Raw genomic sequence first — 25239 nt, forward strand, 5'->3', positions numbered from 1 at the left:
GAAGGGAGAAAACTTTCAAATGAAACCAGAAGAACAAAGAGTTTTAGGAATCTTAGCAACCATTTTTGGAGCCATCGCACTTTTAGGATCCTGGATCCCGTTTATTAACTATCTATCGTTGTTCATCGCCATCGTCGCATTTATCTTGGGGATTATCGGCCTTATCGTCAACCTCAAAAAACGGAAAACAATGGCTATTATCGGAACATCCCTGGCAGTTGCCTCTGTTGTACTTTTCTTTACGAGTCAGGCACTATACGCTGATGTCTACAAAGAGTATGCCAAGGAGTTTAACCGTTCCTACATGGATACGAGTGCCTCAATGGAACGCGAAGAAAAAAGCGGCTTGACAGACGATACCTTCGCCTGGACCCAAGAACAGTTCGACGCCTTAATCGAAGGCGACCTTGACAACAAAGGAAAAGGTGGTACCACCTACGAGGATATTATCAATAAACACGGAAAGCCAGATTCCGAGTTTGACTTCACTCTTGGGGGTTACAATACGAAAAAAATCACCTATATCTCTATTGGAGACAAGACTAAGACTGTTACCTTAACTTTTGCAAAACAGGACAATGGACAGCTCTTGCTCGTCCAAAAACATGCAGTCGGTCTAGGTCTAGAAAAAAGCAAGCAACAAAACGATTCTGAAACCTGAGTCTAAGTTCAAACATCAAAAAAACGAACAGCTAGTAAAACTGTTCGTTTTTCTATTAGAATCCATCTACGTTTGTGTAGATCTTTTGCACATCTTCGTCGTCTTCAAGAACGCTGTAAAGTTTTTCAAAGGTTTCAAGGTCATCGCCTGACAATTCCACTTCTGACTGAGGAATCATTTCCAATTCAGTAACTTGGAATTCTTCGATACCTGACTCACGAAGGGCAACAATAGCCTTATGAAGGTCAGTTGGAGCTGTGTAAACTGTGATTGTACCTTCTTCTGCTTCTACATCATCCACATCCACATCTGCTTCGAGCAATTGCTCAAAGACCGCGTCCGCATCTTCACCTGCAAATACAATAACACCTTTGTTATCAAAGAGGTAAGAAACAGAACCTGAAGCGCCCATGTTTCCGCCGTTTTTACCAAAGGCTGCACGGACATTGGCCGCTGTACGGTTGACATTTGAAGTCAAAGTATCAACAATCAGCATAGAACCATTTGGTCCAAAACCTTCGTAACGTCCTTCTGTAAAGGTTTCGTCTGTGTTTCCTTTAGCCTTGTCCAAAGCTTTATCGATAACGTGTTTTGGCACTTGGGCTTGTTTAGCACGGTCGATAACGAATTTCAAAGCTGAGTTTGATTCTGGATCTGGATCACCTTTTTTAGCTGCTACATAGATTTCTACACCAAATTTTGCATATACTTTAGAGTTAGCTCCATCTTTAGCCGTTTTCTTGGCTACGATATTGGCCCATTTACGTCCCATTAGGAATCTCCTTTTTTCACATTTTAATCTTTCTTATTATAACACAAGTTTTTTCGATTTTCACTAGAGGAAATGGATTTTATTCAGTAAATCCAACTAGGATAGCACTTTGGTTGCCAAGATTCCCTTGCCTTCTTTTATCAAGGGGTGACGAAACAGTGAGAAATACAGTTGGATGGTCATGGCAACCCAGATAAGGGGTTCGCAAAGGATAACTCCCTTATAGCCTGCCCAAGGGATAATCAAAACCACAAAAGCGATTTTCCCGATTAGTTCGATAAAGCTAGAAACCAGAGGAAGGACTTTTTGCCCCAAGCCCTGCAAGCAATTGCGATAAATCAATAAGAGACTCAAAATAGGATAAAAAGCTGAGCTGATTTGCAGATAGAGACTGCCATTTTCTACCAAATAGCTATCCGTCGAACTGGCCAAGAAAGAAACTAAGGTAGGACTAGCAAAAAAGAGAAAGGCACAAACAAAAACTGCCCAGGACATACTTAAACGACTGCCGATTCGAAGACCTTGAACAATGCGGTCTGGGCGCTTAGCACCTAAATTCTGAGAAGCAAAGGTCGTCATCGAAGCGGAAATAGCGGTCATAGGAAGAAGGGCGAAAGCCATAATGCGTCGCGCCGCTGTTTGAGCACTAATAATCACGGCACCAAAGGTATTAACAGAAGACTGTAAAATCACACTGCCGATGGACACAATTGAACTCATCAAACCCATAGCTAAACCTTGCTCCAAGAGATCAGCGTACAAAGTCTTGTTCCATTTGAAATGCTTGAGTTGAGGCAAAAGTTCTGGCACACTCTTACGGATATAATAAAAGCAGAGAACCGCTGATAAGCCTTGCGAAATGATGGTAGCAAGGCCTGCAGATTGAACTCCCAGATGCAATTGCGTAATGAAATAGAGATCCAGAACCACATTAACCAGAGCAGAGAAAATCAGAAAACCAAGCGCAGCCAGACTGTCTCCAATAGACCGCAACAAGCCTGCAAAGAGATTATAAGCAAAACTGACACCGACACAGGTTACAATCATAGAAATATATTGATAGGACTGGGGAAGAATTTCTGCAGGGGTATCTAGGTATTGCAAGAGTGGATACAGACCGACAAATCCCAGCAGCATAACTACAATACTCAAAAGTGCACCTAAAATCCAGGTGGCTGCTACTGCTTCCTTAATTTTTATAAAATTCCGAGCCCCGTAATAACGGGCAATGACAATTCCCATGCCATTGCCAACACCAAGAGTAAAACCTACAATCAGGTCAAAAATCGCTGTCGTAGCTCCTACTGCAGCCAAGGAATCTTGACCCAGAAATCGCCCAACAATCAAGACATCAGCAGTATTATAGAGCTGTTGAAAAATATTTGATAGCAAGATTGGGAAGGCAAAACTCAAAAGCGAGGGAAGAATCGGACCATGTATCAGGTCCACTGTTCGTTTTTTATTCATAAGGCTATTATATCAGCTTTCTAGAGGAGCGACAAGAAACAGCAAACTATAGGCAATCTGAAATTTTGAACAAAGAATCGAAAAAGCAGTGGATTTCTCCACTACTTTGACAGCTTATTCTTCAATTTCGATTTCAAGCTCGTCTCCTAGGTCAAGTGTAACTTCTTCATTCACAGAGTCTACTTGAGCTGCTTCATCTTTTTTAGTTTCAACGCCTTCTACAGAAGCTTCCTCTCCATCAATCAAACCAAATTGAACACGGACTTGATGGTCAATTTCATCAAAGATTTCTGGGTTATCTGCCAAGTATTTCTTAGCATTTTCAGAACCTTGCCCGATTTTCTCATCCTTGTAAGAGTACCAAGCTCCTGCTTTTTTGATGATATCCAAATCGCTTGCGATTTTCAAGAGTTCACCAGTCTTAGAAATCCCTTCTCCGTACATGATTTCAACGAAGGCTTCCTTAAATGGTGGAGCTACCTTGTTTTTCACGACCTTGATTTTAGTTTCTTTACCGACATTGGTATCTTTTTGGTCACCAGTTCCCTTGATTTGCGTACTTCCACGAACATCCAAACGGACTGATGCGTAGAATTTCAGAGCACGTCCACCAGGAGTTGTTTCTGGATTTCCAAACATGACCCCAACTTTTTCACGTAATTGGTTGATAAAGATGGCAATTGTTTTGGTTTTATTGATAGAAGCACCGAGTTTACGCATGGCCTGACTCATCATACGAGCTTGCAAACCAACGTGGCTATCTCCGATATCTCCATCAATTTCCGCACGAGGTACAAGGGCTGCAACTGAGTCGACCACGACAAGATCTACAGCACCTGAGTCAATCAATTTTCCTGCAATCTCAAGACCTTGCTCTCCTGAGTCTGGTTGTGACAAGAGCAATTCGTCAATATTGACACCAAGAGCCGCAGCATAAGCTGGATCAAGGGCATGTTCCGCATCTATAAAGGCTGCAATACCACCTTCTTTTTGCGCTTGCGCAACTGCATGAAGGGCAACCGTTGTCTTACCAGATGACTCTGGTCCGTAGATTTCAATGATACGTCCCTTAGGATAACCACCTGAACCAAGGGCAATGTCAAGCGCCAAAGAACCTGAACTCATCACTTGCACCTTTTGCTCCGCACGTTCACCCAAACGCATGATTGATCCTTTACCAAAGTCTTTCTCAATCAATTTAAGAGCGTCATTCAAGGCTTTTTCACGTTCAGCCCCGAATTTTTTTGAAATTTCATCTAATTTTTTTGGTTTTTTCGCCATTCTATTCTCCTACATTCTAATGGTCCTCAGACCTATCTACTATTATATCAAAAGTTAGTCACTTAATAAAGCCTTGCGAACTAGGTTAAAGGCATGCATAACTGCAATATGACGTACATCTGCTCGACTTCTACCTCCAATATTAACCTTGACGACCTCAGTTCCATGCTCTTGAGCCAAGCCTATAAAGACTGTCCCAGCTGGGTGCCCTTCTAGGCTATCTGGTCCTGCCACTCCAGTCAAACTAAGGCCAAAATCAGATTGAGTCTTGGTTCGTGCCTGCTCAGCCATCTTCTGAGCTGTAAATTCAGACACCACACCCTGTTCTTCTAAATCCTTGGCAGGAATATCCAACATCCTTGATTTTTCCTCCAAGCTATAGGTCACAAAACCACCCTTGAATATACTTGATGCACCCGAAAAATCTGCCACAGTGGCTTGGAAAAGCCCTGCCGTCAAACTCTCAGCAGCCGTGATGGTTTTCCCTTGTTTTTTCAGCTCTTCTACCACAATGCTAGCTAAACTAGTTTCTTCCCCATAACCATAACAAAGGTCTCGTAAAGAAATTCCTTCGAAAGTCTGGCGGTCCAAGATTTGATTTTCCAAGATATCCAGCGCTTGATTCGCCTCTTCTTGACTGCTAACCTTTGTTGACAGACGCAGAGTGACTTCTCCTGTCTTAGCATAAGGGGCCAAGGTCGGATCTGTTTGATTATCAATCAAATCAGACAAAATCGTAACCAACTGACTTTCGCCAATCCCAAAGAAACGAAGAACGCGGGAATATAGCTTACTCCCTGTCATCAACTTAGGTAGAAGTTGGTTTAAAACCATGGGTTTTAATTCACTTGGTGGACCGGGAAGGACGACATAGTTCACTCCATCGACTTCCAATATTCCCCCCACAGCCAGTCCTGTTTCGTTTGGTAGTGGAGTCGCCCCTTCTACAAGTTGAGCTTGTCTTTCATTATTCGGTGTTCGGGCATAGTCTGGTCTCTGGGCAAAAAAGACATCCAACTTCTCCTGCGCCTGAGGATCGAAGACTAATTCTTTCCCTAAAAATTTAGCTAGGGTTTGTTTGGTTAGATCGTCCTCAGTTGCCCCCAAACCACCTGTCAAAATCACCAGACTGCTACGTTGACTGGCAATCTCAAGCAGGGATAAGAGACGAGCTTCATTGTCTCCTACAGCCGTCTGAAAATATACGTCTACCCCAATCTCTGCTAGTTTTTCTGATAAAAACTGAGCATTGGTATTGACAATCTGTCCTGTCAAAATCTCTGTTCCAACAGCAATGATTTCTGCTTTCATGTTTCCTCCTACCTATCTATTCGTACTTTTTTGAAAAAATCGCAGGAAATTTCCCACGATTTCATTATTAATTTTGTTCTATTTCTACACTTGAAGCATTCGTTGATGTAGCGGTTCTTCCAAGGGCTGCTTCGTATAACACAGCATTGGTCTCTACTTCAGTTACTTCCTCTTTACCTAGTGAACGACGTAAGAGATTCTGCATTTCCAACATATGCTCAGTTGTAACAATCTGGTAAGAAATACCCTGCAGTTCTGCATCTTCTCCTCGCAATTGATGTGTTTCAATATTCTTGAAGGAATCCTGATAACCAAGTAATTGTGGAATACTTTTCGCTGATAAATCAATGTTGGTCTGCATATTGGTACTTAGGGCTTTTAAGATAGACTGATAGTGACTAACACTATTCAAGCTAAGAACTTTTTCAACAACCTTTTGAATGACTTCACGCTGACGCTTCTGACGTCCGTAGTCCCCTTCTGGATCTTGGTAGCGCATGCGAGAATAAACAAGAGCTTCTTCACCATTTAGAGTTTGCTGTCCAACACCAATGGAAATTTTATTAAATTCTTCCTGGTCAGTAATCGAAATTGGAAAACCGAGTGTATTATTTACAGTCACCCCGCCAACTGCATCAACCAATTGTTGCAACCCCTGCATATTCACCATAACGTAACGATCGATATGAATATTCATCATTTTCTGGATAGTTGAGATTGCCAATTCCGCACCACCACCAGCGTAGGCGGCATTTAGTTTAGCTTCCTCAACACTACCATCTTTATGCTGAATTTTAGTCAAGATATCACGTTCCAAACTTAACATCGTTGTCTTTTTCGTGTGCGGATTAACCGTCAAGAGAATCATGGAATCACTATTTCCCTCCCAAGGATCAGTTCGTTCCACATTTCCAGTATCAACCCCCATTAAAAGGATCGTTAAGGGTTCAGTCGCCTCAATAACATTGGTTTCTTCACCAATTTTTTTATAAGTTCTTGATAAAGTTTCTGTACCTTGTTGATAAATGGTATAAGCAAAAACACCCACACCCAAAACTGTCACAGCTAGAAAAGCTAGCACCATTCCAATAATTTTTTTAACCATATTTCTATCAATCTATCAGTCTACCCATCAGGTAAACATCTATAAATTTCCCTTCTTCTATGTACGCACCGCGCTCTTGTCTACCTTCAATTACAAAGCCATGCTTTTGATATAAATGAACTGCAGCTTGATTACGAGTTTGGACAGTCAGTTGGAGACGACGCAAAATGCCACTTGCTTGTGCCCACTCTATCGCTTCTTCTAACAAAAAACTTCCCAAGCCATTATTCCAATATCTTTTTCCAATCACAATGAAGAGATCACCGATATGACGGACTCTCTTGCGCTGGTCAGCTGTAATATTTACAATACCAGCAATTTCATCATTCAGCAAGGCAAGTAAAATGATTTGATTTTCCGAGTGAGCCTGTTTATCCAAAAACAACTCCATCTCAGTATCTGTCATCAAAATACCATCCCTGTCCAGACTGGTAAAATCTGTTTCTACACTGACACGATTTAAAAATGTCACTAACTCAGCAGCATCATCAGGTTCTGCTTCTCTAATGAGTAACTCATACTCCATGTTGAAGCTCCTCTAAGAGTTTTTCTGCACGTAAACCCTTTGCTTGGAAATTCAGCCTGCGACCGTCTTCTTCTTTTAGAATTTCCAATTCTAAATAAGTATCTGGTAAGGCATCACCTAAAAGATGTCCCCACTCGATGACAGTCACGCCGCCACCAAAGAGAAACTCATCTAAATCAATAGAATCAGCATCCCCCTCTATACGATAAATATCTAAATGATAAAGAGGAAGACGACCTTCATACTCCCTCACAATAGTATAGGTTGGACTCTTAATCATCTGAGTAATCTGTAACCCTTTAGCAAGACCTTTTGTAAAGGTCGTTTTGCCTGCCCCAAGTTCTCCAGTTAGAATTAAGACATCATTCTTTTCTAATAAACAGCCCAAACGTTCACCTAGGCACTGCAACTCTTCTTCGTTTTTAGTGTACATGTTTCTATTATACCAAAAAGTTGTCCTTTGTCGAGATATTATCTATGAATTCCATATTACAAGTTGTAAAACTTGGACATCTCTTCTTTTACCTTTAAAATAGAAACAGCAAGAAGACAACTAACAAGATATCTCTCATCAAGTGGCTATAAAATGAAACTTCCCAGCGAATAACTTTTGGCACCAACAATCTTAAGAAAAACATTCCCAAGGCAATATAAAAGGTCATGGATAATATTGACCAGGGATTTCTAAGAATGATTAAAATAACTAGTCCACTAATAAAACACATTTCCTTCTTACCCAAAATCTTTTTCAAGCCATATACATACTTCTGAATTGGCAGAAAAACTAACAAATCAATACCAAATAAGAAAAAGAAACTCGGTAGAAAGGCTTCCACAAACCCTTCTACGGATGTATTTCCTGCAAGGATATGTTCTATGACAATTAAAGCTAAACCCAAAACATTTACCAATAGCAACAGGCTATACAAGAATTGTTGCTTATCTTCCTTAAAAACTGAATAAGATTGATTTCCCTGCCCTCTATAGTAGTTTAACCCTGCACCAATACTGGCAAGGAGCAACATGCCAACTAAATAATAGAAGCAGTTTTGATTTAACATCAAGGCCCAAGTCGATAAACTTAAACAAGAACAGCTACTAAGACCAAAAAACGTCAGCAATAACAAAACTCTAATTTGCTTTTTCATTCTTTCCATCATTCTTCCTCCCTTACTTGCTCTTATTATAAGCTAGAAATTCTCATCATTGCTAGAATATTTCTCAACTGTCAGTTTTCTACTCTAAAATGTAAAAAAGTTTGATGCAAGTAACCCTTACATCAAACTTTTACTACTTTCCGTCAAACCAAAGAGCAATTTCGCGCTTAGCTGACTCTTCTGAATCTGAACCATGTACAACATTTTGGATAACCTCATTTTCTCCAGCAGCTTTTGCAAAATCACCTCGAATCGTTCCTGGTAAAGCTTCTTCTGGACGAGTTGCCCCCATCATAGTCCGCCAAGTTTCGATTACTTTGGGACCAGAAATGATACCTACAAGAACCGGTCCTGAAGTCATAAATTCACGAATCGGTGGGTAAAAACTTTGACCAACCAAGTCCTGATAGTGCTGATCAATTAACTCTTCTGAAACCTGTGAACTCAACTCCAATTTTTCGATTGTAAATCCACGTTGTTCGATGCGTTTCAACACTTCACCCACTAGCCCTCTTTTTACACCGTCTGGTTTAATGATAAAAAATGTTTGTTCCATACCTGTCTCCTTTGTCAGCTTCTTTCTTTTATTTTACCACATTTCATGGAAAAATGGAGAAAGTTTTCAGAAAAGAGAAAGAGAACCCGAAGGCTCTCTCATTCTCTCTTATTCTACTGTTTCTTCCACAGTTTCAACGGCAGTATCCACAACTACTTCTGTTGTTTCTTCATTTCCTTCTTTCTCTACTGGAGGGTTAAGGTATTCTTCTTCGTTAACAGCATGTGGTTCAAGGTTACGGTAACGAGCCATACCAGTACCTGCTGGGATGATCTTACCGATGATAACATTTTCTTTAAGTCCAAGGAGATGGTCTTTCTTACCACGGATAGCTGCGTCAGTAAGGACACGAGTTGTTTCCTGGAAGGAAGCCGCTGACAAGAAACTGTTTGTTTCAAGTGAAGCTTTGGTAATTCCCATAAGGACTGGTCGACCTGTCGCTGGCACTCCACCTGCGATAAGAACATCTTTGTTGGCATCTGTAAAGTCATTGATATCCATGAGGGTACCCATGAGAAGATCTGTGTCACCTGGATCCATGACACGGACTTTACGGATCATTTGACGAACCATTACCTCGATGTGTTTGTCACCGATTTCTACCCCTTGGCTACGGTAAACTTTTTGTACTTCGCCGAGAAGATAAGTTTCAACTGACAAGACATCACGGACTGCAAGGAGACGTTTTGGTTGGATAGAACCTTCTGTAAGAGCAGCACCACGCGCTACTTGGTCCCCAACTTCAACACGCATACGAGCTGTAAATGGAACGACGTATTCACCTTCGCCAGTTTCACCCTTAACAAAGACTTTCTTAGTACGAGTTGATGCATCTTCTTCGATAGCAGTAACTTGTCCTTTAACCTCTGTGATAACCGCTTCCCCTTTAGGATTGCGGGCTTCAAAGATTTCTTGGACACGAGGAAGACCCTGAGTGATATCGGTATTTGAGGCAACCCCACCCGTGTGGAAGGTACGCATTGTAAGCTGTGTACCAGGTTCCCCGATAGATTGGGCAGCGATTGTACCAACTGCTTCACCAACTTCAACCGCATCACCAGTCGCCAAGTTGATACCATAACAGTGACGGCAGACACCGTGACGAGTGTTACATGTAAATACAGAGCGGATAGTCACTTCTTCCACACCAGCGTTGACAATTTCACGCGCCTTGTCTTCTGTAATCAACTCATTTGGACCGATAATAACTGCACCAGTTTCTGGATGTTTAACAGTTTTCTTAGTGTAACGACCATTGAGACGTTCTTCTAGAGACTCGATCATCTCTTTTCCTTCTGCGATAGAACGGATCAAGAGACCACGATCTGTTCCACAGTCATCTTCACGGATGATAACATCTTGGGCAACGTCAACCAAACGACGAGTCAAGTAACCTGAGTCGGCTGTCTTAAGGGCCGTATCGGTCATACCTTTACGCGCACCGTGAGTTGAGAAGAACATTTCCAATACCGACAAACCTTCGCGGAAGTTTGAAAGGATTGGCAATTCCATGATACGTCCGTTCGGAGCAGCCATCAGACCACGCATACCGGCAAGCTGTGAGAAGTTTGAGATGTTACCACGGGCTCCAGAGTCCATCATCATAACGATTGGGTTCTTAGGATCTTGGTTGGCAATCAAACGTTTCTCTAGTTTTTCACGGGCAGCACGCCATTCAGCTGTAACAGCATTGTAACGCTCGTCGTCTGTGATCATACCACGGCGGAATTGTTTTGTGATTTGTTCTACACGTTTGTGTGATTCTTCAATGATTTCAGCCTTGTCATCAACGACTGGGATATCGGCAATACCCACTGTCAATCCTGCAAGAGTTGAGTGGTGATAACCGAGGTTCTTCATACGGTCAAGTAGGGCAGAAGTTTCTGTCGTACGGAAACGTTTGAAGATTTCAGCGATGATATTTCCAAGGTTTTTCTTCTTGAATGGAGGGTTAAGTTCAAGTTTGCTGATAGCTTCCTTGATATCTCCACCAAGTGGCAAGAAGTATTTTGCTGGAACGCCTTCTGTCAAGTTGGCATTGTTTGGTTCTTGCAAGTATGGTAGACCCTCTGGCATAATGTCGTTGAAGAGGATTTTACCAACTGTTGTAAGCAAGACCTTGTGTTTTTGCTCTTCTGTCCATGGTTTGTTGAGGCTGTCTGTTGCGATACCAACACGTGAATGGAGGTGAACATAGCCATTACGGTAAGCCATAACCGCTTCATCACGGTCTTTGAAGACCATTCCTTCACCTTCACGACCAGCTTCTTCCATTGTCAAGTAGTAGTTACCCAAAACCATGTCCTGAGATGGAGTAACAACTGGTTTACCATCTTTCGGGTTCAAGATATGCTCAGCAGCTAGCATCAAGATACGAGCTTCTGCTTGGGCTTCTTCTGAAAGTGGTACGTGGATGGCCATTTGGTCCCCGTCAAAGTCGGCATTGTAGGCTTCACAGACAAGTGGGTGCAAGCGAAGGGCCTTACCATCAATCAAGACTGGCTCGAAGGCTTGGATACCCAAACGGTGAAGGGTCGGTGCCCGGTTCAAAAGCACTGGGTGTTCTTTGATCACTTCTTCAAGGATATCCCAGATACGCTCATCTCCGCGTTCCACCAAGCGTTTAGCTGCTTTGACGTTTTGCACGATATCACGGGCAACAATTTCACGCATCACGAATGGTTTAAAGAGCTCGATCGCCATTTCACGTGGCACACCACATTGGTACATCTTAAGAGTTGGACCAACGGCGATAACGGAACGTCCTGAGAAGTCAACACGTTTACCGAGCAAGTTTTGACGGAAGCGTCCTTGTTTCCCTTTAAGCATGTGGCTCAATGATTTCAGTGGACGGCTACCTGGTCCTGTGATTGGACGACCACGACGACCATTATCAATCAAAGCGTCAACCGCTTCTTGAAGCATACGCTTCTCATTTTGAACGATAATACCTGGTGCATTCAACTCAAGCAAACGAGCCAAACGGTTGTTACGGTTGATAACACGGCGGTAAAGGTCGTTCAAGTCAGATGAGGCAAAACGGCCACCATCCAACTGCAACATTGGACGAAGATCTGGTGGAATAACCGGAAGGATGTTGAGAATCATCCATTCAGGTTTGTTTCCAGACTTGTAAAAGGCATCCAAAACATCCAAACGACGGATGGCTTTGACACGTTTTTGTCCAGTCGCTGTTTTCAACTCTTCTTTGAGTTCAGCAATTTCTTTTTCAAGATCTACTTGTTTCAAGAGGTCTTGGATGGCTTCGGCACCCATCTTGGCAACGAATGATCCATAACCATACTCACGCAAGCGCTCACGGTATTCGCGCTCTGTCATGATAGACTTGTGCTCAAGCGGTGTATCCTTGGGATCAATCACCACATAAGCCGCAAAGTAGATCACTTCCTCGAGGGCACGAGGGCTCATATCAAGGGTCAAGCCCATACGGCTTGGAATCCCCTTGAAGTACCAGATGTGAGATACAGGAGCTTTCAATTCGATATGTCCCATACGCTCACGACGAACTTTCGTACGCGTTACTTCAACCCCACAGCGGTCACAAACAATTCCTCTGTAACGAATGCGTTTGTACTTACCACAAGCACATTCCCAGTCTTTTGTAGGACCAAAGATAACTTCATCAAAGAGTCCTTCACGTTCTGGTTTCAAGGTACGGTAATTGATTGTTTCAGGTTTTTTGACTTCTCCATAAGACCATGAACGGACTTTACTTGGAGAAGCTAGGGTGATTTGCATACTTTTAAAACGATTTACATCAACCACTATTTCTTCCCTTTCTATTCTAAGTGAACTGCTTATTCTTATTCAGCAGCTTCTTCTGTTGCTTCCGCTTTTGTTGCTTTTTCAGCTTCTTCAGCTTCAAAGGCTGCTTTAGCCTCTTGGGCTGCTTTTTCGCGGGCTTTTTCAAGGTCATCTACGTGGATGACATCTTCGTCCATTCCTTCATCCAAGTCACGAAGTTCCACTTCTTGGTCATCTTCGTCAAGGACACGCATGTCAAGACCAAGAGATTGCAATTCTTTGACAAGAACTCGGAAGGATTCTGGAACACCTGGTTTTGGAATTGGTTTTCCTTTTGTAATAGCTTCATAGGCTTTCAAACGTCCGTTGATATCGTCAGACTTGTAAGTCAAGATTTCTTGAAGAACATTTGACGCACCATAGGCTTCAAGAGCCCAAACCTCCATCTCACCGAAACGTTGTCCACCAAACTGAGCTTTACCTCCGAGTGGTTGTTGGGTAACGGTTGAGTAAGGTCCGACTGAACGCGCGTGCAATTTATCGTCAACCATGTGGTGGAGTTTGATCATGTACATGACTCCGACAGAAACACGGTTATCAAATGGTTCACCTGTACGTCCATCGTAAAGGATTGTTTTGGCATCGCTATCCATACCAGCTTCTTTAACAGTTGACCAAAGGTCTTCAGAACTTGCTCCGTCAAAGACTGGTGTTGCGATGTGAATACCAAGAGTACGAGCCGCCATACCAAGGTGAAGCTCCATAACCTGACCGATATTCATACGTGATGGCACCCCAAGTGGGTTCAACATGATATCGACTGGAGTTCCATCTGGAAGGTAAGGCATGTCTTCTACAGGAACGATACGAGAGACAACCCCTTTATTTCCGTGACGTCCGGCCATCTTATCTCCGACCTTGATCTTACGTTTTTGAGCGATGTAGACGCGAACCAGCATATTAACACCTGATTGCAATTCATCTCCATTTGCACGTGTAAAGATCTTAACATCACGAACGACACCATCGGCACCGTGTGGTACACGAAGAGAAGTATCACGTACTTCACGAGACTTGTCTCCAAAGATAGCGTGCAAGAGACGTTCTTCAGCTGAAAGATCTTTCTCACCCTTAGGTGTCACTTTACCTACAAGGATGTCACCTTCTTTAACCTCAGCACCGATACGGATAATACCCATTTCGTCAAGGTCTTTAAGAGCGTCTTCCCCAACATTTGGAATTTCACGAGTAATTTCTTCAGGCCCAAGCTTTGTATCGCGTGTTTCTGATTCGTATTCTTCAAGGTGGACAGATGTGTAGACATCGTCTTTAACCAAGCGTTCGCTCATGATAACGGCATCCTCGAAGTTGTAACCTTCCCAAGTCATGTAGGCAACGATTGGGTTTTGTCCAAGCGCCATTTCTCCATTTTCCATAGAAGGTCCGTCAGCGATGAAATCACCTTTTTCAACGACATCGCCAACTTTTACGAGAGTGCGTTGGTTGTAAGCAGTACCTGAGTTTGAACGACGGAATTTTTGGATGTGGTAAACGTCCAATGAACCATCTTCACGACGAACTTCTACCTTGTCAGCATCTGCATAGGTAACTTTACCGTCATACTGAGCAATCACAGCAGCTCCTGAATCGTGGGCTGCTTGGTATTCCATACCAGTACCAACGTAAGGTGCTTTTGGATTAATCAACGGCACAGCCTGACGTTGCATGTTGGCTCCCATGAGGGCACGGTTGGAGTCATCGTTTTCCAAGAAAGGAATACATGCTGTCGCAACGGCAACTACCTGTTTTGGTGATACGTCCATATAGTCAACAACATTAGCTGGATACTCTTGGTTGACCCCTTGGTGACGTCCCATGACAACTTTCTCAGCAAATGTTCCATCTTCATTCAGACGAGAATTAGCCTGTGCTACAGTAAATTCATCTTCTTCATCGGCTGTCAACCAAACGATTTCGTTCGTAACAACACCTGTTGCACGGTCAACTTTACGGTATGGTGTTTGAACAAAACCATATTTGTTCAAGTGTCCATAAGATGACAAGTTATTGATCAAACCGATGTTAGGTCCTTCAGGTGTCTCGATTGGACACATACGGCCGTAGTGAGTGTAGTGCACGTCACGGACTTCATATCCAGCGCGGTCACGTGTCAAACCACCAGGTCCTAAGGCTGATAAACGGCGTTTGTGAGACAACTCAGAAAGCGGGTTGTGTTGGTCCATGAACTGTGACAACTGTGATGAACCAAAGAATTCTTTAACCGCAGCTGTTACAGGACGGATATTGATAATTTGTTGTGGTGTCAAGACTTCGTTGTCCTGGACAGACATACGTTCACGGACATTACGTTCCATACGAGAAAGTCCAAGACGTACTTGGTTGGCAAGCAATTCACCAACCGCACGGATACGACGGTTTCCAAGGTGGTCGATATCATCTACACGGCCAAGTCCTTCAGCCAAGTTGAGGAAGTAGCTCATCTCAGCAAGGATATCTGCAGGAGTGACGATACGAACCTTGTCATCTGGATTAGCATTACCGATGATGGTTACAACACGGTCTGGATCAGTTGGAGCAACAACCTTGAATTTTTGAAGAACAACTGGCTCAGTCACAACCGCTGCATCATTTGGAATGTAGACAATCTTGTTCAAGTCGCCATCCAAATAGCTTTCGATGCTTTCAATCACACTACGAGTCATGGTTGTTCCAGCTTCTACCAAGATTTCTCCTGTTTCAGGGTCTACCAATGGCTCAGCAATAGTTTGGTTAAGCAAGCGTGTTTTAACATTGAGTTTTTTATTGATTTTGTAACGACCAACAGCTGCCAAGTCATAACGACGTGGGTCAAAGAAACGAGCCACAAGCAAGCTACGTGAACTTTCAGCAGTCTTAGGCTCACCTGGACGAAGGCGTTCGTAAATTTCTTTCAAAGCTTCGTCTGTACGAGAGTCCATTGGGTTCTTATGGATATCTTTTTCAACAGTGTTGCGAACCAATTCGCTATCACCAAAGATATCAAAGATTTCATCATCACCTGAGAAACCAAGAGCACGAACCAAGGTCGTAAATGGAATCTTACGAGTACGGTCGATACGAGTGTAGGCAATATCTTTTGAGTCGCTTTCAAGTTCCAACCAAGCTCCACGGTTAGGGATAACAGTTGAACCGTAACCCACTTTACCGTTTTTATCTACTTTGTCATTAAAGTAAACACCTGGCGAACGAACCAACTGCGAAACGATGATACGTTCACCACCATTGATGATGAAAGTGCCCATTTCTGTCATGATTGGGAAATCACCAAAGAAAACTTCTTGGGTCTTGATTTCGCCTGTTTCTTTATTGATCAAGCGGAAGGTTACAAAAATTGGTGCTGAGTAGCTAGCATCGTGAATACGAGCTTCTTCTAGCGTGTATTTTGGTTCCTTGATTTCATATCCAACAAATTCCAACTCCATTGTGTCTGTGAAGTTTGAAATTGGCAATACATCTTCAAATACTTCCTTAAGACCATGGTCTAGGAAATCTTTGAATGAGTCAGTTTGAATTTCAATCAAATTTGGTAAGTCAAGAACTTCTTTGATTCTTGAAAAACTACGACGGGTACGATGTTTCCCGTATTGAACGTCATGTCCTGCCAAGATGATTCTCCTTTGTAAATAAGTTCCAAGCCTTGTCAATCAGGCTTTTCTAATCGTCATATGGTTTTAAAAACCCCTATCACCGTGTCCTCTTGATAAATTTTCAGAATCTTTAAGTCTTTGTTACAAGTACTCAAAATCCTGAAAAAAAGCACAAAAAGAGCAGCTAAATCTGACTTTTTCAGAAGATTTAACTGCTGTGAGCCTTGTCTGGACAATATTTCAGACAAAACCTACGACAAATGATTACTCATATTATACCCTATTTAGCTAGATTTTTCAAGGGGATTGACGAATTTTTGACAAAATCTTTTCCTATAAGAAAGGCTGGCTGAATCGTAACAAAATTTGTTGCTATTTTTTCTTTTAGTTTAATTTTAGGAAAACGCTTGCATCTCATTTTACTAAGTGCTATACTGATATAGAAATTTATTGATTGGAGAATCATCATGAGAAAAACACCTGCTCAAACTGAGAAAAAAATGGTCTACAGCATCCGTTCCCTCAAGAATGGAACTGGTTCTGTCCTTATCGGCGCAAGCCTTGTCCTACTTGCTATGGCTACACCAACTATCTCAGCCAAGGAAAATACACCAACCACTAACGCAAGTATTAGTGAAACTACTACTGCCCTTGCCCAACCTCTTACTGATACAACAGCCAGCACTGGTAAGCAAGAAAGTGATCTTTCTGCACCTGAAAATGCAAACGCTTCCCTAGAAAAAAAAGAAGAAAAACCTGCAACAGAGGCAACCACTCCTGCTGCAACTCCCGCCGATTCAGCACCACAAACCGGGCAAGATCGTTCAAATGAGCCAACTACTTCTACGAGTCCAGTAACGACTGAAACTAAGGCAGAAGAGCCCATCCAAGACAACTACTTCCGTATCCATGTCAAAAAACTTCCTGAAGAAAACAAGGATGCTCAAGGGCTATGGACTTGGGACGATGTTGAAAAACCTTCTGAAAACTGGCCAAACGGAGCCTTGTCCTTCAAAGATGCCAAAAAAGATGACTATGGCTACTACCTAGATGTCAAATTAAAGGGAGAACAAGCCAAGAAAATTAGCTTCCTCATCAATAATACAGCTGGGAAAAATCTAACCGGCGATAAATCGGTAGAAAAACTGGCACCAAAGATGAATGAGGCTTGGTTGAACCAAGATTACAAGGTTTTTTCTTACGAGCCACAACCTGCAGGAACTATTCGCGTCAACTACTACCGCACAGATGGCAACTATGACAAGAAATCTCTCTGGTACTGGGGAGATGTGAAGGAGCCAAGTAGTGGTGAATGGCCTAACGGAACAGACTTTACGGCTACAGGCAAATATGGTCGCTATATCGATATTCCACTCAAAGATGCAGCTAAAGACCTTGGATTTTTATTACTAGACAGAAGCAAACAAGGAGACGATGTGAAAATCCGTAAAGAAGATTATAAGTTCACAGATTTGAAAAATCATAGCCAAATCTTCCTAAAAGATGATGATGAAACCATCTACACCAACCCCTACTATGTGCACGATATCCGCATGACAGGAGCTCAACACGTAGGAACTTCTAGCATTGAAAGTAGTTTTTCAACACTGGTCGGTGCTAAAAAAGAGGATATCCTCAAACACTCCAGCATCACTAATCATCTAGGAAACAAAGTAACTATCACTGACGTTACAATCGATGAGGCTGGTAAGAAAGTGACCTACAGCGGAGATTTCTCTGACACAAAACATCCTTATACCGTTAGCTACAACTCTGACAAATTCACTACCAAAACAAGCTGGCGTCTTAAAGATGAGACTTACAGCTATGATGGTAAACTTGGAGCTGACCTCAAAGAAGAAGGAAAACAGGTTGATTTAACTCTATGGTCACCAAGTGCTGATAAGGTTTCTGTTGTTGTCTACGACAAGAATAACCCTGAAAAAGTGGTTGGAACTGTCGCTCTTGAAAAAGGTGAAAAAGGAACCTGGAAACAAACTCTGAATGAAAACTCTGGTCTCGGCATCAGCAATTACACTGGCTACTACTACCACTACCAAATCGAGCGCCAAGGTAAAACTGTTCTTGCACTCGATCCTTACGCTAAATCCCTCGCTGCTTGGAATAGTGACGATGCCAAGATTGACGATGCCCATAAAGTTGCTAAAGCTGCCTTTGTAGATCCAGCTAAACTAGGACCTCAAGACTTGACTTATGGTAAGATTCGCAACTTCAAATCGCGCGAAGATGCTGTCATCTATGAAGCTCATGTGCGTGACTTCACTTCAGATCCTGCCATCGCAAAAGATTTGACTAAGCCATTTGGTACCTTTGAAGCCTTTATCGAAAAACTAGACTACCTCAAAAACTTGGGTGTAACCCACATCCAGCTCCTTCCAGTCTTGTCTTACTACTTTGTCAATGAGTTGAAGAACCACGAACGCTTATCTGACTATGCTTCAAGCAACAGCAACTACAACTGGGGATATGACCCTCAAAACTACTTCTCCTTGACTGGTATGTACTCAAGCAATCCTAAGAATCCAGAAAAACGAATCGCAGAATTCAAAAATCTCATCAACGAAATCCACAAACGTGGCATGGGAGCTATCCTGGATGTAGTGTATAACCATACAGCTAAAGTCGATATCTTTGAAGATTTAGAGCCAAACTACTACCACTTTATGGATGCTGATGGTACACCTCGCACTAGCTTTGGTGGTGGACGCTTGGGGACAACCCACCATATGACCAAACGACTCCTAGTTGACTCTATCAAATATCTAGTTGATACCTACAAAGTTGATGGATTCCGTTTCGATATGATGGGAGACCATGATGTAGCTTCTGTCGAAGAAGCATACAAGGCTGCACGCGCCCTCAATCCAAATCTAATCATGCTGGGTGAAGGTTGGAGAACCTATGCTGGTGATGAAAATATGCCTACCAGAGCTGCTGACCAAGATTGGATGAAACATACCGATACTGTCGCAGTATTTTCCGACGACATCCGTAACAACCTCAAGTCTGGTTATCCAAACGAAGGTCAACCTGCCTTTATCACAGGCGGCAAGCGTGATATCAACACTATCTTCAAAAATCTCATTGCTCAACCAACCAACTTTGAAGCAGATAGTCCTGGAGATGTCATCCAATACATCGCAGCTCATGATAACTTGACCCTCTTTGACATCATCGCCCAATCTATCAAAAAAGATCCAAGCAAAGCTAAGAACTATGCTGAAATTCACCGTCGTTTGCGACTTGGAAACCTCATGGTCTTGACAGCTCAAGGAACTCCATTTATCCACTCCGGTCAGGAATATGGACGTACTAAACAATTCCGTGACCCATCCTACAAGACTCCAGTAGCAGAGGACAAACAACCAAACAAATCTCACTTGTTGCGTGATAAGGACGGCAATCCATTTGACTATCCTTACTTCATCCATGACTCTTACGATTCGAGTGATGCTATTAACAAGTTTGACTGGACTAAGGCTACAGATGGAAAAGCATATCCTGAAAATGTCAAGAGCCGTGACTATATGAAAGGGTTGATTGCCCTTCGTCAATCTACAGATGCCTTCCGACTTAAGAGTCTTCAAGATATCAAAGACCGTATTCGCCTCATCACTGTCCCAGGTCAAAATGGTGTGGAGAAAGAGGATGTAGTGATCGGTTACCAAATCACTGCTCCAAACGGTGATATCTACGCAGTCTTTGTCAATGCGGACGAAAAAGCTCGCGAATTTAATTTGGGAACTGCCTTCGACCACCTCAGAAATGCTGAAGTTTTGGCAGATGAAAACCAAGCAGGACCCGTAGGAATTACCAACCCGAAAGGACTCGAATGGACTGAAAAAGGCTTGAAATTAAACGCCCTTACAGCTACTGTTCTTAGAATCTCTCAAGGCGGTGCCATCGTTGCCCCAGCTGTGGAAGAAAAACCAGAATTTGACCTTTCTAGCTTAAAACAAGAACAAGGGCAAAATAACAGCCAAGACAATATGTCAAACCGAGTAGTCAAACCGGAACAGCAAACTCCAGCTCCACAAACTAAACCTGATTCTGCAAAACCAGATACAAAAGTAGCTGATGCAGAAAATAAACCTAACCAAGCTACAGCTGATTCACAAGCTGAACTACCAAATACAGGAACCAAAAATGATCACAAACTCCTGTTTGCAGGAATTAGTCTCCTTGCTCTTCTAGGACTCGGGTTCTTGCTAAAAAACAAAAAAGAGAATTAAACTAGCCCTCCTATAGAAAAATCCTCCGAGCATTAATGATCGGGGGATTGATTTTTGTACAATATTTTTCTTCACAATAAACTTGATTAGGATTTTTTATTAAGCCTCTTTCATGGCAAAGTAAGCCCGTACTTTTGGTGCCACTTGCGTTCCGAAAAGTTCAATAGCTCTCAGTACTTGTTCATGAGGCATAGAACCAAGAGGTAAGTGCAACATAAAGCGGTCCAAACCTAAGTTTTCAATCATGCGAATCAATTTTTCGGCCACCTGATCTGGATTGCCCACAAACATAGCACCACTTGGCCCAACCTGCTCTAAATATTGCTCATAACGCAATTCCTGCCAGTGCGGACGATCTTTGGAAATCGCATCCACTACTTGCTTGGTCGGATGGAAATAATCTTTTACCGCCTGCTCGCCATCCTCAGCAATCCATCCCCAAGAATGAGCTCCAACCTTTAGTTCCTGACTGGCATGACCCGCTTCGCTACCAATCTCACGATAAGCCTGAATCAACTTTTTAAAATAACGCGGATTACCACCAATAATAGCATAGACAATCGGTAGGCCTGCCTGAGCAATCTTCACTGTTGATTCGACATAACCACCTGTCGCTATCCACAAGGGTAATTTGTCCTGAGCTGGACGAGGATAAACTTCCTTGCCAGATATTGTTTGGGTCAAGCGACCTTGCCAGTCCAACTTGGTCTTTTCATTGACTAACTGAAGCAAATCTAATTTCTCATCAAAAAGGGCTTCGTAGTCTTTTAAGTCATAACCAAATAGGGGAAAAGATTCCGTGAAAGAACCCCTTCCAGCCATAATCTCCGCACGTCCATTTGACAAAGCATCAATAGTGGCATACTGTTGGAACAAACGAATCGGATCCATGCTCGAGAGAATGCTGACTGCACTGGTCAAACGGATTTTCTTGGTATTGACTGCCCCAGCTGCCAGAACAATCTCTGGAGCAGATACTGCAAAGTCTTCCCGATGATGTTCCCCAATCCCATACACATCCAAACCAACCTTGTCAGCCAGTTCAATCTCCGCCACCAACTGGCGAATACGTTCGGCATGACTGTAAGTTTGCCCAGTTCCTTCAAGCTCCGTTGTTTCCCCAAATGTTGAAATTCCCAATTCTACCACAGTGATTCTCCTTGTCTACCTCTGTCCTTCAATTTGAAAAATTATTCTAACACGAATCTTGAGTACAAGCAACCCATTTGCTCACAAGAAAAAGCCTAGATAACTAGACTTTTTTAGCTTATTCTACCGTTACTGATTTAGCAAGATTACGTGGTTTGTCCACATCAAGGCCACGGTGGAGTGTTGCAAAGTAAGCGACCAATTGCGTTGGCACAACCATTGAAATTGGTGAGAGGTAAGGGTGTACAGTCGTAAGGACGATATCGTCTGTATCTTTGGCAACATTTTCTTCTGCTATAGTGAGAACCTTGGCACCACGAGCTGCCACCTCTTGGATATTTCCACGAGTGTGGTTGGCAAGAACTGGATCTGACAAGAGCGCCAAGACAGGTGTTCCTTCTTCAATCAAGGCAATAGTCCCGTGCTTAAGTTCTCCTGCCGCAAAACCTTCACACTGGATGTAAGAAATCTCTTTGAGTTTGAGACTTGCTTCCATGGCTACATAGTAATCTTGACCACGTCCGATATAAAAGGCGTTGCGAGTTGTTTCAAGAAGCTCACGAACCTTGGCTTCAATGGTTTCTTTCTCTGAAAGAGTTGATTCGATAGATTGAGCTACGATTGACAACTCATGAACTAGGTCAAATGCTTGCGCTTTAGCATTACCATTTGCTTCTCCGACTGCTTTTGCAAGGAAGGCAAGGGCTGCGATTTGCGCTGTATAAGCCTTAGTTGATGCCACGGCAATTTCAGGACCTGCATGAAGAAGCATGGTATGATTAGCTTCACGAGAAAGAGTTGAACCTGGGACATTTGTCACTGTCAAGCTTGGGATTCCCATTTCATTAGCCTTAACCAAAACCTGACGGCTATCCGCTGTTTCACCAGACTGGCTGATAAAGATGAAAAGTGGTTTCTTGCTGAGAAGTGGCATACCATAGCCCCACTCAGATGAAATTCCAAGCTCCACTGGTGTATCAGTCAATTCTTCCAGCATCTTCTTAGAAGCAAATCCTGCGTGGTAAGATGTTCCAGCTGCAAGAATGTAGATGCGGTCTGCGTCTTGAACGGCCTTGATAATAGCTGGGTCTACAACAACTTGACCAGCCTCATCTGTGTAGGCTTGGATGAGTTTACGCATCACCGTTGGTTGCTCATCGATTTCCTTGAGCATGTAGTAAGGATAAGTTCCCTTACCGATATCTGACAAGTCAAGTTCAGCAGTGTAACTAGCACGCTCACGACTGTTGCCATCATAGTCTTGAACTTCCACACTATCAGCCTTAACAATTACCAATTCTTGGTCATGGATTTCCATGTATTGGTTGGTTTCACGAATCATAGCCATGGCGTCTGAACAAACCATATTGTAGCCTTCCCCAAGACCAATCAAAAGTGGTGATTTATTTTTAGCCACGTAGATGACTTCAGGATCTTGTGAGTCAACCAAGGCAAAGGCATAAGAACCACGGATGATGTGAAGAGCTTTTTTGAAGGCTTCAAGAACTGACAAGCCATCTTCTTCCGCAAATTTTCCAATCAAGTGAACAGCGATTTCAGTATCTGTTTGCCCCTTAAAGTGGTGACCTGCAAGGTATTCTTCCTTGATTTCAAGGTAGTTCTCAATCACCCCATTGTGCACCAAAACAAAACGTTCAGTCTCAGAGCGATGTGGGTGAGCATTGTCTTCAGTTGGTTTTCCATGAGTCGCCCAACGAGTATGTCCAATACCAGTTGTTCCCTCAACACCAGCTGTCTTGGCAGACAATTCTGCGATACGACCAACCGCCTTGACTAGATGGTTTTCAGCACCACCTAGGACAAAAATCCCCGCAGAATCATAGCCACGGTATTCGAGCTTTTCAAGTCCTTGAATCAAAATATCAGTTGCATTTGTGTTTCCAACAACACCAACAATTCCACACATAGTATATACGACACAGACCAGCTGTGCTTTCTCCTTAAAATTGGTATAGTCTAATTCCTCTTTTATAGAATCAGCAAAAACAGTATATACTTGTTTCTTTAACTTGTCAAGAGTAAAAATTGGTATAGTTCAAATTAAGCTCCTGTAAGCAAAAAACTCTGACCAATTAGGATAATCAGTCAGAGTCCTTTTTAAAATCCATTATTATCGCTTAATTCCTTGAACCAGTGCCCTGATTTTTTCAGACGACGTTCTTGCGTTTCCAAGTCTAATTCGACCAAACCATAGCGATTTTTATAGCTGTTGAGCCATGACCAGCAATCGATAAAGGTCCAAATCAAGTAGCCCTTACAATTGGCTCCGTCTTCAATAGCACGGTGCAGTTCACGAAGATGACCTTTTACAAAGTCAATACGGTAATCATCTTGAATCATTCCATTCTCACGGAATTTTTCTTCCCCTTCAACACCCATACCATTCTCTGTCAACATCCACTCAATATTGCCATAATTTTCCTTGATATTTTTGGCAATGTCATAAATCCCTTGCTCATAAATCTCCCAGCCACGATGAGGATTGATTTTACGTCCAGGCATCACATAAGGCTCGTAAAAATGTTCTGGCAAGAGTGGACTCTCTGGATGCTTAGCAAATCGAGGTGCCATAACACGCAAAGGTTGATAGTAGTTGACACCAAGGAAGTCCACTGTATTGTCACGAATGAGCTTCAACTCCTCCTCTGTAGCATCAGGCAAGAGACCTTGTTCATGCAAGATTTCTACCAACTCCTGTGGATAAGTCCCCAAAACAGACGGATCTAAGAAAGATTGGGACTGAAAAAGGTCCGCAATCCGAGCTGCCTTGACATCAGCAGGATGCTGGCTACGTGGATAAGCCGGTGTCAAGTTGAGGACAATCCCAATCTTGGAATCTGGCAAGAGTTCATGACAGGCCTTAACCGCCCGACTGCTGGCCAATTGTGTATGATAAGCTACTTTAACGGCTGCCTCTGCATCCACCTTATGTGGATAATGGGCATCGTAAAAATATCCAAATTCTACTGGAACGATAGGCTCGTTAAAGGTAATCCATTGATCCACTAAATATCCATAAGTCTCAAAACAAAAACGAGCATAGTCTTCATAGGCTGAGACAGTCGCCTTATTTTCCCAACCATCACCATCCTCTTGAAGGGCAAAAGGCAAATCAAAATGATAAAGATTGACTAAAAGACGAATCCCTTTGGCCTTAATAGCCTCAAAAAACTTACGGTAAAAGTCTACACCTTGAGAATTGACTTCCCCACGCCCTTGTGGAAAAATCCGTGACCACTGAATAGAAGTCCGAAAGGCCGTGTGACCAGTTTCTAACAGTAGCTCAATATCCTTTTCCCAATTTTCATAAAAGGTCGATGTCTTATCTGGACCAATCCCATTATAGTAACGATTTGGCTCCACTTGGTACCAGTAATCCCAGAGATTATCTCCCTTACCGTCACCAGCTACACGCCCTTCTGTCTGCGGCCCAGAAGTGGAGGATCCCCAGACAAAATCCTTTGGAAATCTTAGCATACATTTACCTCTTTATCTACTCATTTTTCCTATTATACAGAAAAAACAAGGTAAAAACTAGTTACATTTTTTCCTTGTTTTTCTTCTGATT

Annotated in this window: 16 protein-coding genes; 2 read left to right on the plus strand and 14 right to left on the minus strand. The window is 42.7% G+C overall.

Features of this window, described 5'->3' with window-relative positions; all coding sequences use genetic code 11:
* The first annotated feature begins 19 nt into the window (after positions 1–19).
* A complete protein-coding gene (locus tag PAN06_RS02040) occupies positions 20–661 on the plus strand; it encodes a DUF308 domain-containing protein (RefSeq protein ID WP_004262095.1) in 642 nt (213 codons plus the stop codon).
* Between the two features lie 55 nt (positions 662–716).
* Here the strand turns inward: PAN06_RS02040 and PAN06_RS02045 are convergent, their stop codons facing one another.
* From PAN06_RS02045 to rpoB, 11 genes are all read right to left on the minus strand, one after another.
* The gene (locus tag PAN06_RS02045) at positions 717–1433 is read right to left on the minus strand and encodes a YebC/PmpR family DNA-binding transcriptional regulator (RefSeq protein ID WP_000532882.1); all 717 of its coding nucleotides are present in this window, start codon (positions 1431–1433) and stop codon (positions 717–719) included.
* 96 nt (positions 1434–1529) lie between these two features.
* On the minus strand, positions 1530–2900 hold the full coding sequence (locus tag PAN06_RS02050) for an MATE family efflux transporter (protein ID WP_269795451.1): 1371 nt from the start codon (positions 2898–2900) through the stop codon (positions 1530–1532).
* 114 nt (positions 2901–3014) lie between these two features.
* Positions 3015–4181 carry a recombinase RecA gene (recA, locus tag PAN06_RS02055; RefSeq protein WP_269795452.1) on the minus strand — a complete coding sequence of 389 codons (1167 nt, stop codon included), beginning with the start codon at positions 4179–4181 and terminating at the stop codon, positions 3015–3017.
* Between the two features lie 54 nt (positions 4182–4235).
* Positions 4236–5492, minus strand: coding sequence for a competence/damage-inducible protein A (locus PAN06_RS02060; RefSeq protein ID WP_269795453.1), 1257 nt, complete (start codon positions 5490–5492; stop codon positions 4236–4238).
* Between the two features lie 67 nt (positions 5493–5559).
* Positions 5560–6597 (minus strand): LCP family protein, encoded by a 1038-nt coding sequence (locus PAN06_RS02065; protein ID WP_269795454.1) that lies wholly within the window; start codon positions 6595–6597, stop codon positions 5560–5562.
* Positions 6598–6604: 7 nt separating this feature from the next.
* Positions 6605–7123: a GNAT family N-acetyltransferase gene (locus tag PAN06_RS02070; protein WP_269795455.1), complete on the minus strand. Its 519-nt coding sequence runs from the start codon at positions 7121–7123 to the stop codon at positions 6605–6607.
* Entirely contained in the window at positions 7113–7556 is a 444-nt protein-coding gene (gene tsaE / locus PAN06_RS02075) for a tRNA (adenosine(37)-N6)-threonylcarbamoyltransferase complex ATPase subunit type 1 TsaE (protein WP_269795456.1), read from the minus strand. Before tsaE ends, PAN06_RS02070 begins: the two co-directional genes overlap by 11 nt.
* Before the next feature lie 94 nt (positions 7557–7650).
* Positions 7651–8283 (minus strand): competence protein, encoded by a 633-nt coding sequence (locus PAN06_RS02080; RefSeq protein WP_260469044.1) that lies wholly within the window; start codon positions 8281–8283, stop codon positions 7651–7653.
* 130 nt (positions 8284–8413) lie between these two features.
* Positions 8414–8836, minus strand: coding sequence for a nucleoside-diphosphate kinase (gene ndk / locus PAN06_RS02085; RefSeq protein ID WP_004262107.1), 423 nt, complete (start codon positions 8834–8836; stop codon positions 8414–8416).
* A 108-nt stretch (positions 8837–8944) separates the two neighbouring features.
* On the minus strand, positions 8945–12622 hold the full coding sequence (gene rpoC, locus PAN06_RS02090) for a DNA-directed RNA polymerase subunit beta' (RefSeq protein ID WP_269795457.1): 3678 nt from the start codon (positions 12620–12622) through the stop codon (positions 8945–8947).
* A gap of 38 nt (positions 12623–12660) precedes the next feature.
* Entirely contained in the window at positions 12661–16266 is a 3606-nt protein-coding gene (gene rpoB, locus PAN06_RS02095; RefSeq protein WP_269795458.1) for a DNA-directed RNA polymerase subunit beta, read from the minus strand.
* 449 nt (positions 16267–16715) lie between these two features.
* Between rpoB and PAN06_RS02100 the strand changes: the two genes are divergently transcribed.
* On the plus strand, positions 16716–20501 hold the full coding sequence (locus PAN06_RS02100; RefSeq protein WP_269795459.1) for a pullulanase: 3786 nt from the start codon (positions 16716–16718) through the stop codon (positions 20499–20501).
* A 99-nt stretch (positions 20502–20600) separates the two neighbouring features.
* On the opposite strand, the gene PAN06_RS02105 is transcribed toward PAN06_RS02100, so the two are convergent.
* From PAN06_RS02105 to bglA, 3 genes are all read right to left on the minus strand, one after another.
* Complete coding sequence (locus tag PAN06_RS02105) at positions 20601–21650, minus strand: LLM class flavin-dependent oxidoreductase (protein ID WP_269795460.1); 1050 nt, start codon at positions 21648–21650, stop codon at positions 20601–20603.
* Positions 21651–21768: 118 nt separating this feature from the next.
* Complete coding sequence (gene glmS / locus PAN06_RS02110) at positions 21769–23577, minus strand: glutamine--fructose-6-phosphate transaminase (isomerizing) (protein ID WP_261181747.1); 1809 nt, start codon at positions 23575–23577, stop codon at positions 21769–21771.
* 191 nt (positions 23578–23768) lie between these two features.
* The gene (gene bglA, locus PAN06_RS02115; protein WP_269795461.1) at positions 23769–25148 is read right to left on the minus strand and encodes a 6-phospho-beta-glucosidase; all 1380 of its coding nucleotides are present in this window, start codon (positions 25146–25148) and stop codon (positions 23769–23771) included.
* Positions 25149–25239: the final 91 nt, after the last annotated feature.

It is taken from the genome of Streptococcus sp. SM3, assembly GCF_027497875.1.

Excerpts from the sequence above, each read along its gene's own strand:
- PAN06_RS02070 (WP_269795455.1), bottom strand. The coding sequence starts at position 7,123 with ATGGAGTATGAGTTACTCATTAGAGAAGCAGAACCTGATGATGCTGCT.
- PAN06_RS02060 (WP_269795453.1), bottom strand. The coding sequence starts at position 5,492 with ATGAAAGCAGAAATCATTGCTGTTGGAACAGAGATTTTGACAGGACAG.
- PAN06_RS02100 (WP_269795459.1), top strand. The coding sequence starts at position 16,716 with ATGAGAAAAACACCTGCTCAAACTGAGAAAAAAATGGTCTACAGCATC.
- PAN06_RS02045 (WP_000532882.1), bottom strand. The coding sequence starts at position 1,433 with ATGGGACGTAAATGGGCCAATATCGTAGCCAAGAAAACGGCTAAAGAT.
- recA (WP_269795452.1), bottom strand. The coding sequence starts at position 4,181 with ATGGCGAAAAAACCAAAAAAATTAGATGAAATTTCAAAAAAATTCGGG.
- ndk (WP_004262107.1), bottom strand. The coding sequence starts at position 8,836 with ATGGAACAAACATTTTTTATCATTAAACCAGACGGTGTAAAAAGAGGG.
- bglA (WP_269795461.1), bottom strand. The coding sequence starts at position 25,148 with ATGCTAAGATTTCCAAAGGATTTTGTCTGGGGATCCTCCACTTCTGGG.
- tsaE (WP_269795456.1), bottom strand. The coding sequence starts at position 7,556 with ATGTACACTAAAAACGAAGAAGAGTTGCAGTGCCTAGGTGAACGTTTG.
- PAN06_RS02065 (WP_269795454.1), bottom strand. The coding sequence starts at position 6,597 with ATGGTTAAAAAAATTATTGGAATGGTGCTAGCTTTTCTAGCTGTGACA.
- PAN06_RS02080 (WP_260469044.1), bottom strand. The coding sequence starts at position 8,283 with ATGATGGAAAGAATGAAAAAGCAAATTAGAGTTTTGTTATTGCTGACG.
- PAN06_RS02040 (WP_004262095.1), top strand. The coding sequence starts at position 20 with ATGAAACCAGAAGAACAAAGAGTTTTAGGAATCTTAGCAACCATTTTT.
- glmS (WP_261181747.1), bottom strand. The coding sequence starts at position 23,577 with ATGTGTGGAATTGTTGGTGTTGTTGGAAACACAAATGCAACTGATATT.
- PAN06_RS02050 (WP_269795451.1), bottom strand. The coding sequence starts at position 2,900 with ATGAATAAAAAACGAACAGTGGACCTGATACATGGTCCGATTCTTCCC.